General features: G+C 57.9%; 13 protein-coding genes, 1 tRNA gene and 1 pseudogene. 1 reads left to right on the forward strand and 14 read right to left on the reverse strand.

Going from position 1 to position 16,887, the window contains the following annotated elements; translation table 11 throughout:
* From GF108_RS22025 to rpsL, 4 genes are all read right to left on the reverse strand, one after another.
* Positions 1-127 (reverse strand): GTP-binding protein (locus tag GF108_RS22025; RefSeq protein WP_244910400.1); only part of this gene is annotated, 127 nt, incomplete at its 3' end.
* Between the two features lie 62 nt (positions 128-189).
* On the reverse strand, positions 190-2,277 hold the full coding sequence (fusA, locus tag GF108_RS22030) for an elongation factor G (RefSeq protein WP_153670473.1): 2,088 nt from the start codon (positions 2,275-2,277) through the stop codon (positions 190-192).
* A 33-nt stretch (positions 2,278-2,310) separates the two neighbouring features.
* Positions 2,311-2,781: a 30S ribosomal protein S7 gene (rpsG, locus tag GF108_RS22035; RefSeq protein WP_027229717.1), complete on the reverse strand. Its 471-nt coding sequence runs from the start codon at positions 2,779-2,781 to the stop codon at positions 2,311-2,313.
* A 58-nt stretch (positions 2,782-2,839) separates the two neighbouring features.
* On the reverse strand, positions 2,840-3,211 hold the full coding sequence (rpsL, locus tag GF108_RS22040) for a 30S ribosomal protein S12 (protein ID WP_027229718.1): 372 nt from the start codon (positions 3,209-3,211) through the stop codon (positions 2,840-2,842).
* A gap of 461 nt (positions 3,212-3,672) precedes the next feature.
* Here rpsL and GF108_RS22045 point away from each other — a divergent pair, with 461 nt between their 5' ends.
* Complete coding sequence (locus GF108_RS22045; RefSeq protein ID WP_153670474.1) at positions 3,673-3,948, forward strand: hypothetical protein; 276 nt, start codon at positions 3,673-3,675, stop codon at positions 3,946-3,948.
* 80 nt (positions 3,949-4,028) lie between these two features.
* Here GF108_RS22045 and rpoC read toward each other — a convergent pair whose 3' ends face one another.
* From rpoC to tuf, 10 genes and pseudogenes are all read right to left on the reverse strand, one after another.
* A complete protein-coding gene (gene rpoC, locus GF108_RS22050) occupies positions 4,029-8,240 on the reverse strand; it encodes a DNA-directed RNA polymerase subunit beta' (protein WP_027229720.1) in 4,212 nt (1,403 codons plus the stop codon).
* Between the two features lie 141 nt (positions 8,241-8,381).
* A complete protein-coding gene (gene rpoB, locus GF108_RS22055; RefSeq protein ID WP_027229721.1) occupies positions 8,382-12,518 on the reverse strand; it encodes a DNA-directed RNA polymerase subunit beta in 4,137 nt (1,378 codons plus the stop codon).
* A gap of 212 nt (positions 12,519-12,730) precedes the next feature.
* Positions 12,731-13,108, reverse strand: coding sequence for a 50S ribosomal protein L7/L12 (gene rplL, locus GF108_RS22060; RefSeq protein WP_153670475.1), 378 nt, complete (start codon positions 13,106-13,108; stop codon positions 12,731-12,733).
* A 46-nt stretch (positions 13,109-13,154) separates the two neighbouring features.
* Positions 13,155-13,673, reverse strand: coding sequence for a 50S ribosomal protein L10 (rplJ, locus tag GF108_RS22065; RefSeq protein ID WP_027229723.1), 519 nt, complete (start codon positions 13,671-13,673; stop codon positions 13,155-13,157).
* A 343-nt stretch (positions 13,674-14,016) separates the two neighbouring features.
* Positions 14,017-14,715 (reverse strand): 50S ribosomal protein L1, encoded by a 699-nt coding sequence (gene rplA, locus GF108_RS22070; protein WP_091925812.1) that lies wholly within the window; start codon positions 14,713-14,715, stop codon positions 14,017-14,019.
* 4 nt (positions 14,716-14,719) lie between these two features.
* Positions 14,720-15,148, reverse strand: coding sequence for a 50S ribosomal protein L11 (gene rplK, locus GF108_RS22075; protein ID WP_027229725.1), 429 nt, complete (start codon positions 15,146-15,148; stop codon positions 14,720-14,722).
* Between the two features lie 137 nt (positions 15,149-15,285).
* Entirely contained in the window at positions 15,286-15,816 is a 531-nt protein-coding gene (nusG, locus tag GF108_RS22080) for a transcription termination/antitermination protein NusG (protein WP_027229726.1), read from the reverse strand.
* Positions 15,817-15,852: 36 nt separating this feature from the next.
* Positions 15,853-16,053, reverse strand: a complete 201-nt coding sequence (secE, locus tag GF108_RS22085) for a preprotein translocase subunit SecE (protein WP_027229727.1) — start codon at positions 16,051-16,053, stop codon at positions 15,853-15,855.
* A 227-nt stretch (positions 16,054-16,280) separates the two neighbouring features.
* Positions 16,281-16,356 (reverse strand) — tRNA-Trp (locus GF108_RS22090).
* A 310-nt stretch (positions 16,357-16,666) separates the two neighbouring features.
* Positions 16,667-16,887, reverse strand: a pseudogene (gene tuf, locus GF108_RS22095) (elongation factor Tu); the annotation flags it as partial.

The raw sequence follows: 16,887 nt of genomic DNA on the forward strand, positions 1-16,887 counted from the left end.
CGTACGCCTTGTACTCACCAAAATACTTCGTAATCGCTGCCGTCAACGACGTCTTGCCATGGTCAACGTGACCAATCGTGCCAATGTTGACGTGCGGCTTGTTACGTTCAAACTTGCTCTTAGCCATCTGAGCTCTCCGTTATATGTTCGCCTGCTCAGGCTTCTCAACTGTCACGCGCAACCTTATGGTTACGCAAACTTCTTCTGGATTTCCTGCGCGACTGCCGTCGGAACAGGCTCGTAGTGATCGAACTGCATCGTGTACTGCGCACGACCCTGGCTCATCGAACGCAGGTTGCTCACATAGCCAAACATGTTGGCCAGCGGCACGTTTGCATTGACGACGGTCGCGATACCACGAGCTTCCGTACCCGAAATCTGACCACGACGTGAGTTCAGATCGCCAATCACGTCACCGACATAATCTTCAGGAGTTACGACCTCGACCTTCATGATCGGTTCGAGCAGCTGGGCACCAGCCTTCTGCGCACCTTCGCGGAATGCAGCGCGGGCTGCGATTTCGAAGGCGAGAACCGAGGAGTCCACATCATGGTAGGCACCGTCGATCAGCGTGGCTTTCACGCCGAGCATCGGGAAGCCTGCGAGCGGACCCGCACCCATAACGCTCAGGATACCCTTTTCAACACCAGGGATGTATTCCTTCGGGATCGCACCGCCGACGATCTTCGATTCGAAGATGAACTCGTCGCCATCATGCGGCTCGAAGACGACCTTGATGCGGGCGAACTGACCCGAACCACCGGACTGCTTCTTGTGCGTGTAGTCGATTTCAGCCTTGCGGGTGATCGATTCACGATAGGCAACCTGCGGATTGCCGACATTCGCCTCGACCTTGAACTCACGACGCATACGGTCAACGAGAATGTCGAGATGAAGCTCGCCCATGCCGGAAATGATCGTCTGACCGGATTCTTCGTCCGACTTGACGCGGAATGAAGGATCTTCAGCAGCAAGGCGATTAAGCGCGAGGCCCATCTTTTCCTGGTCGGCCTTGGTCTTCGGCTCGATCGCGATCGAGATAACCGGTTCCGGAAACACCATGCGTTCCAGAATGACTGGCTTCAGCGGATCGCAGAGCGTGTCGCCCGTCGTCGTTTCCTTGAGGCCTGCCAGGGCAACGATGTCGCCGGCAAATGCTTCTTCGATGTCTTCACGCGAATTGGAGTGCATCTGCAGCATGCGGCCGATGCGTTCACGCTTGAGCTTCACAGTGTTGTCGAGCGAGATACCCTTGGTAAGCTTGCCCGAGTAGATGCGGCAGAACGTGAGCGAGCCGACGAACGGGTCGTTCATGATCTTGAATGCGAGCATCGACAGCGGCTCTTCGTCAGAAGACTTGCGAACGGTTTCCGCATCGGTCTTGGGATCGATACCCTTGATCGGAGGAACGTCGACCGGCGAAGGCAAGAATTCTACGACACCATCGAGCAGCGGCTGAACGCCCTTGTTCTTGAAGGCCGAGCCGCAGAATACCGGGTGGAATTCGACGCGGCAGGTGCCGACGCGGATGAGCGCGCGCAGCTTGTCATTGTCAGGCATGTTGCCTTCGAGATAGGCCTCCATGGCAGCTTCCTCGACCTCAACAGCGGTCTCGATGAGCTTCTCACGGAATTCTTCAGCCTTGTCCTTCAGGTCGGCCGGAATCTCGACGACGTCCCACTGGGCGCCGAGCTGTTCGTCGCGCCAGACTAGAGCCTTCATCTCGATGAGGTCGATAACGCCCTTGAACTCGTTCTCGGCACCGATCGGCAGCTGCATGACGAGCGCCTTTGCACCAAGACGGCTCTTGACCATGTCGACGCAGCGATAGAAATCGGCGCCGGTCTTGTCCATCTTGTTGACGAAGATCATGCGCGGGACATGATACTTCTCAGCCTGACGCCAGACGGTTTCAGTCTGCGGCTCGACACCGGCATTGGCGTCGAGGAGAGCAATCGCACCGTCGAGAACGCGCAGCGAGCGTTCGACTTCAATCGTGAAGTCGACGTGGCCAGGCGTGTCGATGATGTTGAAACGGCGCATCTTGCCGTCACGGCCCTTCCAGAACGTGGTGGTCGCGGCAGAGGTGATCGTGATGCCACGCTCCTGCTCCTGCTCCATCCAGTCCATGGTTGCGGCGCCATCGTGGACTTCACCGATCTTGTGCGACTTACCGGTGTAGTAAAGGATACGCTCGGTGGTCGTGGTCTTGCCGGCGTCGATGTGCGCCATGATACCGAAATTACGGTAGTCTTCGATTTTATATTCGCGGGCCATGATAGGTTGCCTTCAAGAATAGGGTTTCGACGATTACCAGCGGTAATGCGAGAATGCGCGGTTGGCTTCTGCCATGCGATGCGTGTCTTCACGCTTCTTCACAGCCGAGCCGCGGTTGTTTGCAGCATCCAGCAGTTCACCGGACAGGCGATCGACCATGGTCGACTCGTTGCGGCCACGGGCTGCATTGATGAGCCAACGGATGGCAAGAGCCTGACGGCGCTCGGGACGAACGTCGACCGGAACCTGGTACGTTGCACCACCAACGCGGCGCGAGCGCACTTCGACGTGCGGCGCAACATTGTCGAGAGCCTGATGGAACAGGGCAACCGGCTCCTGCTTGCTCTTGGTTTCGACGGACTCAAGCGCACCGTAAACGATGCGCTCCGCAACGGACTTCTTGCCATGAAGCATGACTGCATTCATGAACTTGGTCAGAACGAGATCACCGAACTTCGGATCCGGATTGATCTCACGCTTTTCTGCACTATGGCGTCTGGACATATTCTCTGTCTCTTCGCTTCGTCAGGCTCGCCACACATGGCTTGAGCCCGGGTAAATCTTACTTCGGACGCTTCGCACCGTACTTCGAACGGCGCTGCTTGCGGTTCTTAACGCCCTGGGTATCCAGAACACCACGGATGATGTGGTAACGAACACCCGGCAAGTCCTTTACACGACCGCCGCGGATCATCACGACGGAGTGTTCCTGAAGGTTATGCCCCTCACCCGGAATATATCCGATGACTTCAAATCCGTTCGTCAGACGCACCTTGGCGACCTTACGCAGAGCCGAGTTCGGCTTCTTCGGGGTCGTCGTGTAGACGCGAGTGCAAACGCCGCGCTTCTGCGGGTTTTCCTGCAGAGCAGGGACTTTATTGCGCTTTACCGGCGCAACGCGCGGCTTGCGGATCAGCTGGTTTACGGTAGGCATTCAACCTTCCCTCTTTCACAAATCTCGTATCTTCGCCCGTCAGGGCCGTTTCAGCGCCATGCTCATGCACGAATTCGGGCAACAGAACCACCGGTTGGTGGCTTGCCCGAATAAAAGCAGAGGAGACCATAAGGCCTCGTGCGAGCGGCAATTGCATATCGATCGTAAAACGAACCCTGTTTGAGATGAACTCCAGAGCGAGTCGCTCCGAAAAAGCCAATCTCACATCGGCTCAGATGGCGTGCTGATACTTGGTCATTGCGTTACAGTCAAGCCTGAACGCCAAGATTTATTAAGGTTTGCGCGCTTTAGCGGCGCAGCACCGGCCCATTGAAAGATAGTTTCGCCGAACAGGCATTATTTCAAGCAAAATTTCACGTATTCCACGACGACGTCGCAACCGTTCGTGCTAGGACACGTTCAAATCCATCATCAGCATTGTTTGCCAAGGGAATCATCGAATGCCTGAAGACTCACCAAAACCGGTCAATCTCATCGTCGCCGACGTCTGGAAAGAGAAGGACGAGGACCCGAGGCAGGTCCATCTGCTGCTCATGACCGACGACACCGAAAATCTGGTGAACATCGCTCTGCAGATTCTAGCCAACGAAGGCTATGACGAAGCCGAGCTTCTCGAAATCGGCACGATCACCGAAGAGCCGGATGAGGAACCGCACCGCTCTGCCTGGCAGAATGCGCTTACTGGCCAGGCGGCACTCATTGAGTTCAACGAATAGAAACCGGATCAACGTGCTGGAATCGACAAGGCCGCCGCGATCAGCTCGCGGCGGCCTCTTCATTTGTTTCCAACCAGCCCTTATTCGGCCGCGGACTGGTCCGTCATGTCCGCGAGCATCGGGCTTGCCTTGGCAGCCGTTGCACCGGACTCCTTGCGGCGCTCGTCGATGATAAGCTCGTCGCGAGCCACGGCAATGCGGCGGATCTGCTTGACCGTGCCGCCGGTACCTGCCGGGATCAGACGTCCAACAATGACGTTTTCCTTCAGGCCCTGCAGAGCATCCATCTTGCCGGCAACGGCCGCTTCCGTGAGGACGCGGGTCGTTTCCTGGAAGGATGCCGCCGAGATGAACGACGGGGTCTGCAGCGAGGCCTTGGTGATGCCGAGAAGAACCGGTACACCGTAGCCGGGCTTCTTGCCATCTTCCTCAAGACGCTCGTTGATCTCGTCGAGCTCGATACGATCGACATGATCGCCGGGGATAAAGCCGGTATCGCCGGATTCGGTGATCTCGACCTTCTGCAGCATCTGACGGACAATCACTTCGATGTGCTTGTCGTTGATCAGAACGCCCTGCAACCGGTAAACTTCCTGGATTTCGTTGACGAGGTAGGAAGCAAGTGCTTCCACGCCCTTGATCGCCAGGATGTCGTGCGGCGCCGGATTGCCGTCGAGGATGTAATCGCCCTTTTCGATAGCGTCACCGTCCTGAAGATGGAACGGCTTGCCCTTGGGGATCAGATACTCGACAGGCTCGAGCGTCTCGTCGTTCGGTTCGATGACGATGCGGCGCTTGTTCTTGTAGTCACGGCCGAAACGAACCGTACCATCGATCTCGGCGATGATCGCATGGTCCTTCGGACGACGTGCCTCGAACAGTTCCGCAACGCGCGGCAGACCACCGGTGATGTCCTTGGTCTTGGCGCTTTCCATCGGAATACGGGCAAGAACGTCACCCGCCTTCACATGCGAACCCGGCTCGACCGAAAGGATCGACTCGACCGACAGCTGGAAGCGTGCATCGCCGCCCTTTGCCAGTTTCATCACCTTGCCGGCCTTGTCCTTGACGACGATCGCAGGCTTCAGATCAGAGCCGCGCGGGGTCGAACGCCAGTCGATGACGACGCGCTTGGTGATGCCCGTCGACTCGTCCGTCGTTTCCGCGACCGAGAGACCGTCGACCATGTCTTCGAATTCGACATGACCTTCGACTTCCGTCATGACCGGACGGGTGTATGGATCCCACTCGGCAATGCGCTGGCCGCGCTTCACGTTGTCACCATCATCGACATAGATGCGCGAACCGTAGGTGACGCGGTGCGTGGCGCGTTCCTTGCCGTTGGCATCGAGGATGACGACAGCCATGTTGCGGCCCATGACCACCAGATGGCCGTCCGAGTTGCGCACCACGTTGCGGTTGCGGATCTGGACCGTACCCTCGTAGCTTGCTTCGAGGAACGACTGATCGACAACCTGTGCCGTACCACCAAGGTGGAACGTGCGCATCGTCAGCTGCGTGCCCGGCTCACCGATCGACTGTGCGGCGATAACGCCGACAGCTTCACCCTGGTTGACCGGCGTACCACGGGCCAGATCGCGGCCATAGCACTTGGCGCAGATACCGCCGCGCGTCTCGCAGGTCAGCGCCGATCGGATACGAATCGACTGAACGCCAGCCTTTTCGATCGCGTCGACATCGAACTCGTCGATGATCTTGCCGCCGGCGACGAGAACGTCGCTGGAGACCGGATGCACGATATCTTCGAGCGCCGTACGGCCGAGGACACGCTGGCCGAGGGTCGCAACGACCTGACCGGCATCGACGATCGGCTGCATGGTAAGACCGGTGGTCGTACCGCAATCGGTCGAGATGACGATGCAATCCTGCGCGACGTCAACAAGACGGCGTGTCAGATAACCGGAGTTGGCCGTCTTCAAGGCGGTGTCGGCGAGACCCTTACGGGCGCCGTGGGTCGAGTTGAAGTACTCGTTAACGGTCAGACCTTCCTTGAAGTTCGAAATGATCGGCGTCTCGATGATCTCGCCCGAGGGCTTGGCCATCAGGCCGCGCATACCGCCAAGCTGACGCATCTGGTTCGGCGAACCACGAGCACCCGAGTGCGACATCATGTAGATCGAGTTCATCTGCTTCTGGCGGCCAGTAACAGGATCGAACTCGACGGCCTTGATGCGTGCCATCATTTCGTCGGCGACCTTCTCGGTGCACTTGCCCCAAGCGTCGACAACCTTGTTGTACTTCTCGCCCTGAGTGATCAGGCCGTCATTGTACTGCTGCTCGTATTCCGTCGCCAAAGCTTCGGTCTCGGCAACGAGCTTCGCCTTGGTTTCCGGAATGACCATGTCGTCCTTGCCGAACGAAATGCCGGCGCGGCAGGCATGGGCGAAGCCGAGCTGCATGATGCGATCGCAGAAAATGACCGTCTCTTTCTGACCGCAATGGCGATAGACCGTGTCGATCATCTTGGAGATGTTCTTCTTGGTCATTTCCTGGTTGCAGATGTCGAAAGGCACGTTGTGGTGCTTCGGCAGCAGTTCGCCGATGATCATGCGGCCAGGCGTGGTCTCATAGATCTTCGAGGTCGGCTTGCCGTCCGCATCGATGCTCTTGAAGCGGCCCTTGATCTTGGTGTGCAGGGTAACCGCACCGCTGCCGATGGCGTGATGAAGCTCGCCCATATCGGCGAACGCCATGCCCTCGCCCGGCTCCTTGGCCGCGACGATCGACAGGTAATAGAGACCGAGAACCATGTCCTGCGATGGAACGATAACCGGCAGACCGTTGGCGGGGTGCAGGATGTTGTTCGTCGACATCATCAGGACGCGTGCTTCGAGCTGGGCTTCCAGCGAAAGCGGCACGTGAACAGCCATCTGGTCGCCGTCAAAGTCCGCGTTGAAAGCGGTACAGACGAGCGGATGCAGCTGAATGGCCTTGCCTTCGATCAGGGTGGGCTCGAAGGCCTGGATGCCAAGACGGTGCAGCGTCGGCGCGCGGTTCAGGAGAACCGGGTGCTCGCGGATGACCTCGTCGAGAATATCCCAGACTTCCGGCTTTTCCTTTTCAACGAGCTTCTTCGCCTGCTTGACGGTCGAGGAGTAACCCTTGGCGTCGAGACGGGCGTAGATGAACGGCTTGAACAGTTCGAGCGCCATCTTCTTCGGCAGGCCGCACTGGTGGAGCTTCAACTCCGGACCGGTCACGATAACCGAACGGCCGGAATAGTCGACGCGCTTGCCGAGCAGGTTCTGACGGAAGCGGCCCTGCTTGCCCTTAAGCATGTCGGACAGCGACTTCAGCGGACGCTTGTTGGCGCCGGTGATGACGCGGCCGCGACGGCCGTTGTCGAACAGAGCATCAACCGACTCCTGAAGCATGCGCTTCTCGTTGCGGATGATGATGCCGGGCGCGCGCAGTTCGATCAGGCGCTTAAGGCGGTTGTTGCGGTTGATGACGCGGCGATACAGATCGTTGAGATCGGACGTCGCGAAACGGCCGCCGTCGAGCGGCACGAGCGGGCGCAGATCCGGCGGAATGACCGGCACGATCTTCATGATCATCCATTCCGGACGGTTGCCCGATTCCAGGAAGTTCTCGACGATCTTCAGACGCTTCATCAGCTTCTTCTGCTTCAGATCCGAGGTCGTCTCGGCAAGTTCCGCCCGCAGGTCGCCGGCGATCTTTTCGAGATCCATCGAAGCCAGAAGTTCATGAATTGCTTCGGCGCCGATGAGCGCCGTGAAGGCGTCCTCACCATATTCGTCGACGGCGATCATGTACTCTTCTTCAGAGAGAAGCTGGTGTTCCTTGAGAGCTGTCAGGCCCGGCTCGGTCACGATGTAGTTCTCGAAATAGAGAACGCGCTCGATGCCCTTGAGGGTCATGTCGAGCAACGTGCCGATACGGCTCGGAAGCGACTTCAAGAACCAGATATGCGCAACCGGAGCCGCGAGTTCGATATGGCCCATGCGCTCACGTCGAACGCGCGACAGCGTGACTTCGACGCCGCACTTTTCGCAGATGATGCCCTTGTATTTCATACGCTTGTACTTGCCGCACAAGCATTCATAGTCCTTGATCGGCCCGAAGATCCGCGCGCAGAAGAGACCATCCCGCTCCGGCTTGAAGGTGCGGTAGTTGATCGTCTCCGGCTTCTTGATCTCACCGTATGACCAGGACAGAATCTTCTCAGGGCTGGCGATCGATATCCGGATGGAATCGAATGCCTGCACAGGCACCTGAGGATTGAAAAGATTCATGACCTCTTGGTTCATGCCGTTTCTCCATGGGGCAAAGCCTGCCCTCTACTTGCGATGGATAGCCGCCGCCGCGGGTCCATCTGGATCAAATGCCGCTTCTGCAGCGGCTCGAACATACTGGTCGGGTGCGCAGCGAAACTGCGCACCCTTCCCTTCTTATTCAGCAGCGTCTGGAAGCGCCTGCTGTTGTTCCTGCTGTCGTGTATCGTCCAGTTCGACATTGAGGCCGAGCGAACGCATTTCCTTGACGAGAACGTTGAAGCTCTCCGGAATGCCGGCCTCGAACGTATCGTCGCCGCGGACGATCGCCTCGTAGACCTTGGTACGACCGGCGACGTCGTCGGACTTGACCGTCAGCATTTCCTGCAGCGTGTATGCCGCACCGTATGCTTCAAGGGCCCAGACCTCCATTTCACCGAAGCGCTGGCCACCGAACTGCGCCTTGCCACCCAGCGGCTGCTGCGTGACGAGCGAGTAAGGTCCGATCGAACGGGCGTGGATCTTGTCGTCGACCAGGTGGTGCAGCTTCAGCATATAGATGTAGCCGACTGTTACCTGGCGATCGAACGTTTCACCCGTACGTCCGTCATAGAGCGTCGACTGACCCGAGGACTTCAGGCCCGCCTGTTCCAGCATCACATTGATGTCCGGTTCATGCGCACCGTCGAAGACCGGCGTTGCAATCGATACACCGCGCTTCATCTGCTCGCCGAGACGAACGATGCTCTCGTCGTCATAGTTGCGAACCGGCTCATTGCGGTCGTTGTCCGGAATGATCGATTCGATCGTGGTCCGGAGCGGCGCAATGTCGCCCTGTGCCTTGTAGGCTTCGATCAGCTCGCCGATCTTCTTGCCCATGCCGGCGCAGGCCCAGCCGAGATGCGTCTCGAGGATCTGACCGACATTCATGCGGCTTGGCACGCCAAGCGGATTGAGCACGATGTCGACATGCGTTCCGTCTTCAAGGAACGGCATATCCTCAACAGCGGCGATACGCGAAACAACGCCCTTGTTGCCGTGACGGCCGGCCATCTTGTCGCCTGGCTGGATCTTGCGCTTCACAGCAACGAAGACCTTGACCATCTTCATGACGCCCGGAGGCATCTCGTCGCCGCGCTGGACCTTCTCGACCTTGTCCATGAAGCGCTGCTCGAGCAGCTTCTTGGAATCGTCGTACTGGTTGCGCAAAGCTTCGATTTCGCCCTGTACCTTCTCGTCCTCGACGGCAAACTGCCACCACTGGGAGCGCGGGTATTCACCCATGACTGCCTGGGTAACGGTCGTGCCCTTCTTGAACGCCTTCGGTCCGGCAACGGCAACCTTGCCGTTGAGAACATCGACCAGGCGGCCATAGACGTTGCGGTCGAGAATTGCCTGCTCGTCGTCACGGTCCTTGGCGAGACGCTCGATTTCCTCGCGCTCGATTGCCATGGCGCGTTCGTCCTTCTCAACGCCGTGGCGATTGAAGACGCGAACTTCCACAACGGTACCGTAGGTCCCGGGCGGCATGCGCATCGAGGTATCGCGGACGTCCGAAGCCTTTTCACCGAAGATGGCGCGCAGAAGCTTTTCTTCCGGCGTCATCGGGCTTTCGCCCTTCGGCGTGATCTTGCCGACAAGAATATCGCCCGGTTGAACTTCGGCGCCGATATAGACGATGCCGGCTTCGTCGAGGTTCTTCAGCGCTTCTTCCGAAACGTTCGGAATGTCGCGTGTGATTTCCTCAGGTCCGAGCTTCGTGTCGCGGGCCATGACTTCGAACTCCTCGATATGGATCGAGGTGAAGACGTCGTCCGAAACGATCTTCTCGGAAAGGAGGATCGAGTCTTCGTAGTTGTAGCCGTTCCAGGGCATGAACGCGACGAGCACGTTGCGGCCGAGCGCCAGATCGCCGAGATCGGTCGAAGGACCGTCAGCGATGATGTCGCCCTTCTCGATCCGGTCACCCACACGCACCAGCGGACGCTGGTTGATACAGGTGTTCTGGTTCGAGCGCTGGAACTTCATCAGGCGATAGATATCGACGCCCGACTTGCCGGGCACGAGATCTTCCGTCGCACGGATAACGATACGGGTCGCATCTACCTGGTCGACGATACCGGTACGGCGTGCACCGATAGCGGCGCCCGAGTCGCGGGCAACGATCGGTTCCATGCCCGTGCCGACGAACGGAGCCTCGGCGCGAACCAGAGGAACGGCCTGACGCTGCATGTTCGAACCCATCAGGGCGCGGTTGGCGTCATCGTTCTCAAGGAACGGAATGAGCGCCGCGGCGACCGAAACGAGCTGCTTGGGCGAAACGTCCATCAGGTCCACGTTTTCACGCGGCGCCATCAGAACTTCACCGGCATGGCGGCAGACGACGAATTCGTCGGTGAACCCGCCGGTGGCGTCCAGTTCCACATTGGCCTGGGCCACGTGATACTTGGCTTCTTCCATGGCCGACAGATAGACGACTTCGTCCGTGACCTTGCCGTCAACGATCTTGCGGTAGGGGCTCTCGATGAAGCCGTACTTGTTGACGCGGGCGAAGGTCGCGAGCGAGTTGATCAAACCGATATTCGGGCCTTCCGGCGTTTCGATCGGGCAGATACGGCCATAATGCGTCGGATGAACGTCGCGAACTTCGAAGCCGGCGCGCTCGCGGGTCAGACCGCCCGGTCCAAGTGCCGAAAGACGACGCTTGTGCGTGATCTCGGACAAGGGGTTGGTCTGATCCATGAACTGCGATAGCTGCGAGGAACCGAAGAACTCGCGAACGGCTGCGGCAGCCGGCTTCGCGTTGATTAGATCCTGCGGCATCACGGTGTCGATTTCGATCGAGGACATGCGTTCCTTGATGGCGCGCTCCATGCGAAGCAAGCCAACACGGTACTGATTCTCCATCAATTCGCCGACCGAACGGACACGGCGGTTGCCGAGATTGTCGATGTCGTCGATTTCACCGCGGCCATCGCGCAGGTCGACAAGCATCTTGACCACGGCAAGGATGTCTTCCTTGCGCAGGACACGAACAGTGTCTTCCGCATTGAGGTCGAGGCGCATGTTCATCTTCACGCGGCCGACAGCCGACAGATCATAGCGCTCGCTGTCGAAGAACAGCGACTTGAACATGGCTTCCGCCGAGTCGATCGTTGGCGGCTCACCCGGACGCATCACGCGGTAGATGTCGAACAGCGCATCCTGGCGGCTTTCGTTCTTGTCCACGGCCAGCGTGTTGCGGATATACGGTCCGATATTGACATGGTCGATATCAAGAACGTTGATTTCTTCCGTGCCGGTATCGAGCAATACCTTGAGGGTCTTCTCGTCAAGTTCGTCGCCGGCCTCGAGGTAAACCTCACCGGTCTCGAAGTTGACGATGTCCTCGGCAAGGTACGAGCCGAACAGGTCGTCCTCGGTGGCCTTGATGAACTTGAGGCCCTTTTCGGCAAGCTGCTTGGCACTGCGTGCGGTCAGCTTCTTGCCGGATTCGAGCACAACTTCGCCGGTGTCGGCGTCGATCACGTCGGAGGTGGCCTTGAAGCCCTTGAAGCGGTCGACCGAATAAGGAATGCGCCAGCCTTCTCCGTCACGGCTGAACGTGATGGAGTTATAGAAGGTCGAAAGAATCTCTTCCGAGTCCATGCCAAGCGCCATGAGCAACGACGTCACCGGAATCTTGCGGCGGCGATCGATACGCGCATAGACGACATCCTTGGCATCGAACTCGATATCGAGCCAGGAACCGCGGTATGGAATGACGCGGGCAGCGAAAAGAAGCTTGCCCGACGAATGCGTCTTGCCCTTGTCGTGATCGAAGAACACGCCGGGCGAACGGTGCATCTGCGATACGATAACGCGCTCGGTGCCGTTCACAATGAACGTGCCGTTGTCCGTCATGAGCGGCATATCGCCCATGTAGACGTCCTGTTCCTTGATGTCCTTGATCGACTTCGCGCCGGTATCCTCGTCGATATCGAACACGATGAGGCGCAGCGTCACCTTCAGCGGCGCTGCATAGGTCAGATCGCGCTGCCGGCATTCATCCACGTCGAACTTGGGAGCTTCGAACTCGTACTTGACGAATTCGAGCATGGAAGCGCCCGAGAAATCCGAAATCGGAAATACAGACTTGAAGACAGCCTGCAGACCTTCATCCAGTCGCCCGCCCTTGGGCTCTTCCACCATCAGAAACTGATCGTAGGAAGCTTTTTGAACCTCGATGAGGTTCGGCATCTCTGCGACTTCCGGAATCTTACCGAAAAACTTGCGTACGCGCCTACGACCATTGAAAGAATGGGTCTGAGCCATCGTCGCTCCTCGTCTTTATGCCAGAAACTGGCCTGTTTCTTAAAACCGCATTTGCGGCCCCGTGAACGGGACAAAACCCGTTTCCTGAAAGCATCAATCTTGCCGTCAGGAAAAGGGTTCAGTACCGGACCCTCCAACGTGGAGGGGAATTCTGCATCACCCGCAGCGCGGGAGTGGCGGGCAGGTTGCCCTGCCCGCCCAAAACGCAAGACTTACTTGAGTTCGACCTTGGCGCCAGCAGCTTCGAGCTGTGCCTTGATCTTGTCAGCTTCGTCCTTGGTCGCGGCTTCCTTGACCGGCTTCGGAGCTGCTTCAACGAGGTCCTTGGCTTCCTTGAGGCCGAGACCGGTGATTGCGCGGACTTCCTTGATCACGTTGATCTTGTTAGCGCCGGCTTCGGTCAGAACGACGTCGAATTCAGTCTTTTCCTCAACTGCGGCAGCAGCTGCACCGCCGCCAGCGGCAGCAGCAACAGCAACCGGAGCAGCAGCGGAAACGCCCCACTTCTCTTCAAGAATCTTCGAAAGTTCAGCAGCTTCGAGAACGGTCAGGTTGGACAGGTCTTCTACGATCTTTGCGAGATCAGTCATTGTGATATTCCTTTACAAGGTTCGATAATTGACAGCGAGAACGGCCTTATGCCGCTTCGTCCTTCCGGGCATAGGCGCCGAAAACGCGGGCAAGCTGACCTGCCGGTGCGTTGACGATCTGAGCAATGCGCGTGGCCGGGGTCTGGATCATGCCAACCAGCTTTGCGCGCAACTCGTCGAGTGACGGAAGTGCGGCCAGAGCCTTTACACCTTCCGGGTCGAGAGTCGTTGCTCCCATCGAGCCACCGAGGATGACGAGCTTTTCGTTACCCTTGGCAAATTCGATGGCGATCTTTGGTGCCGTAATCGGATCGTTGGAATAGGCAACGAGTGTCTGGCCTGTAAACAGGTCAGCGATGCCTTCCGAATCCGTACCCTGAAGAGCGATTTTGGCGAGGCGGTTCTTCGCGACTTTAACGGTGCCACCAGCATCACGCATCTTGGAGCGAAGATCGCCCAGCTGCGCTACGGTGAGACCGGTATAGTGGGCCACGACAACTGAGCCAGAGTCCTTGAAGACCCCGTTCAGCCACGCGACGAATTCGCGCTTTTCCGCTTTTTCCACTGTCTCTCTCCATTTGGCAGAAACGCTTGATTGCGTCCCTGCCGGGTTGCCTTTTGCTGCAAGGGGCCAGTTAGAAAACTGGATCCACGCAACACCTGAGGATCCTGTCCCCCTTGCTTGCCGAAACCGGCAATAGCGAAAGGCAACTACGGTTCGAACCTTGTTCTTCGGGCTTTCGCCCTCAAACCTGGTTGTTCCACGTCTCATGCGGGTTCATACGAATTAAGGCGAACCACCCGCAATCTCGGACAGGATAACCGGACTTTCATCCGGTTATCCAGACCCCGAAGGGCCTGGAATTCTTTTCATCTCAAACGCTTGGGCTTGAGAATTGATGCAATGGTTACGCGACGCGAACCGTTGCGGGATCGATCTTGACGCCAGCGCCCATCGTCGACGAAATCGCGACGCGCTTGACGTACTCACCCTTGGCGCCGGCCGGCTTTGCCTTGGTGACGGCATCGGCGAACGCCTTGATGTTCTCTTCGAGTGCCTTGGCATCGAACGAAGCCTTGCCAACGCCCGCATGAACGATACCGGCCTTCTCGACGCGGAACTCTACGGCGCCGCCCTTCGAAGCCTTGACGGCAGCGGTGACGTCAGCCGTAACCGTACCGACCTTCGGGTTCGGCATCATGCCGCGCGGGCCGAGAACCTTACCGAGACGGCCGACGAGCGGCATCATGTCCGGGGTCGCAATGCAGCGATCGAAATCGATCTTGCCGCCGTTGACGATCTCGAACAGGTCTTCGGCGCCAACGATGTCGGCACCAGCCTTCTTGGCCTCTTCGGCCTTGTCGCCGCGGGCGAAAACAGCCACGCGAACCGTACGGCCCGTGCCATTCGGCAGGTTGACGACGCCGCGGACCATCTGGTCGGCATGGCGGGGATCAACGCCGAGATTCATTGCGACTTCGATCGTCTCGTCGAACTTGGCAACGGCACGCTCCTTGACCATGGCAATCGCCGAGGTCAGGTCATAGAGCTTGTTGCGGTCAACGCCTTCGCGAACCTTCGCTACACGCTTTGCAAGTTTTGCCATCGTCTTAGCCCACCACTTCCAGGCCCATCGAACGGGCAGAACCTTCGACCATGCGCATTGCGGCTTCGACGTCCGCTGCGTTCAGGTCCTTCATCTTCGCTTCGGCGATTTCACGGACCTTGTCGCGCGAGATCTTGCCGGCAACCGTCTTGCCTGGCTCCTTGGAGCCCGACTTCAGGTTTGCAGCCTTCTTCAGGAAGTAAGACACCGGCGGCGTCTTCATCACAAAAGTGAAGGACTTGTCCTGATAATAGGTAATGACGACCGGAATGGGCGAGCCCTTTTCCAGTTCCTGCGTCTGCGCGTTGAACGCCTTGCAGAATTCCATGATGTTGATGCCGCGCTGACCAAGTGCCGGTCCGATCGGCGGGGACGGCGTTGCCGATCCTGCCGAAACCTGCAGCTTGAGCTGGCCTGCTACTTTCTTAGCCATAACTTCTCTGCCTTTTCATTATGCCGGAAAACCGGCGGTTGCAGTTTGGTGGTGCGGGTCGGGGATCCGGCTCCAGATCGCCTCACCTCCCACCATGTTCGCCGCTTGCGCGGCACGCGACCCTAGAGCCGCAATGATCAGACCTTCTCGACCTGACCAAATTCGAGATCGACCGGCGTAGCGCGGCCGAAAATCGAAACTTCCACCTTGAGGCGCGAACGCTCTTCGTCGACTTCCTGCACGGTGCCGTTGAACGAAGCGAACGGACCATCGGCGACACGAACGCTTTCGCCGATCTCGAACGAGATCGAAGCCTTCGGACGCTCGACGCCTTCCTGGACCTGGGTCAGGATGCGCTCGGCTTCCTTGTCGGAGATCGCGATCGGCTTGTTGTCGGAACCGAGGAACCCGGTCACCTTCGGCGTGTTCTTGATCAGATGATATGCGTCATCCGTTAGATCGGCACGAACCAGGACATAGCCCGGGAAGAACTTGCGCTCGGCGTCGACCTTGCGGCCACGACGCACCTCGACCACTTTCTCGGTCGGCACGAGGATCTTCTCGAAAAGATGCGACAGACCCTTCTGCCTCGCCTTTTCTTCGATCGACTCAGCGACCTTCTTTTCAAAATTCGAATAGGCGTGAACGATGTACCAGCGCGCGGTCATTACTTATTCCCAATCCCGATTTTTGTTCAGCCTGCGTTAACGGCCAAGACCGAGAACGAGATCGATCCCGAATGCCATCAACTGATCGGCCGCGAAAAAAAAGACCGCAGCAAAAGCCGCCATTACCATCACCATAGCGGTGGAAATGAGCGTCTCGCGCCGCGAAGGCCATGTGACCTTTGCGGTTTCAGCGCGCACTTGCTGAAAAAAAGTTATCGGATTCGTTTTGGATGCCATTTACCGCTCGTGCGTGTCATTGTGCTGTAAACATGCTGTGTTGAACTTGTTACAACACCATCTGTCCACACCATTGCGGTCCGTAAAGCTGACCGTTCAGCTCCACGCACCGCGTGTCTGTTGACGTTACATAGAACCGATTCCGGAAAAACGCAAGTCCCCGGATCGCTTCTTTTCCAAACATCTGTCGGCGGCACCATCCAATCGTGTCCCGGCAGATTATGCGTTGGCAGGGGAGACAGGGTTCGAACCTGCGACCTACGGTTTTGGAGACCGCCGCTCTACCAACTGAGCTACTCCCCTGCATTGGCGGCGTACATTCCATAAAGGCGCCGCCATTTCAAGGGCAATATTACGACTTCCAGTGAGTTGCGGCAAAATTCGTTTGCCAATGAAGTTCTTGCAACACCTGAAAACCCTCAAACCACGCTACGGGTCTGTGAATTGATGAATCAGTTGCTTGGGCGAGTAATCCAAATGGCTACGGGGTGCCGTAAGTTCAAGCCCTATACGTCGGAGTCGAATCGCGTGCGGAAGATCCGCCCAGCACTCAAATGCAGAAAGGGCGGCCCCAAGGACCGCCCTTCCCGTACGCAATCGTCAGAAGACGATTTTACTCGATAATCGAAGAAACAATCCCTGCACCAACGGTGCGGCCGCCTTCACGGATAGCGAAGCGGAGCTTCTCTTCCATGGCGATCGGCACAATCAGCGTCACATCGACTGCGATGTTGTCGCCGGGCATGACCATTTCCGTGCCTTCCGGCAGCGTCACAACACCCGTCACGTCGGTCGTGCGGAAGTAGAACTGCGGACGGTAGTTGGAGAAGAACG

It is taken from the genome of Phyllobacterium sp. SYP-B3895 (assembly GCF_009647635.1).
Taxonomy (GTDB): Bacteria; Pseudomonadota; Alphaproteobacteria; order Rhizobiales; family Rhizobiaceae; genus Phyllobacterium; species Phyllobacterium pellucidum.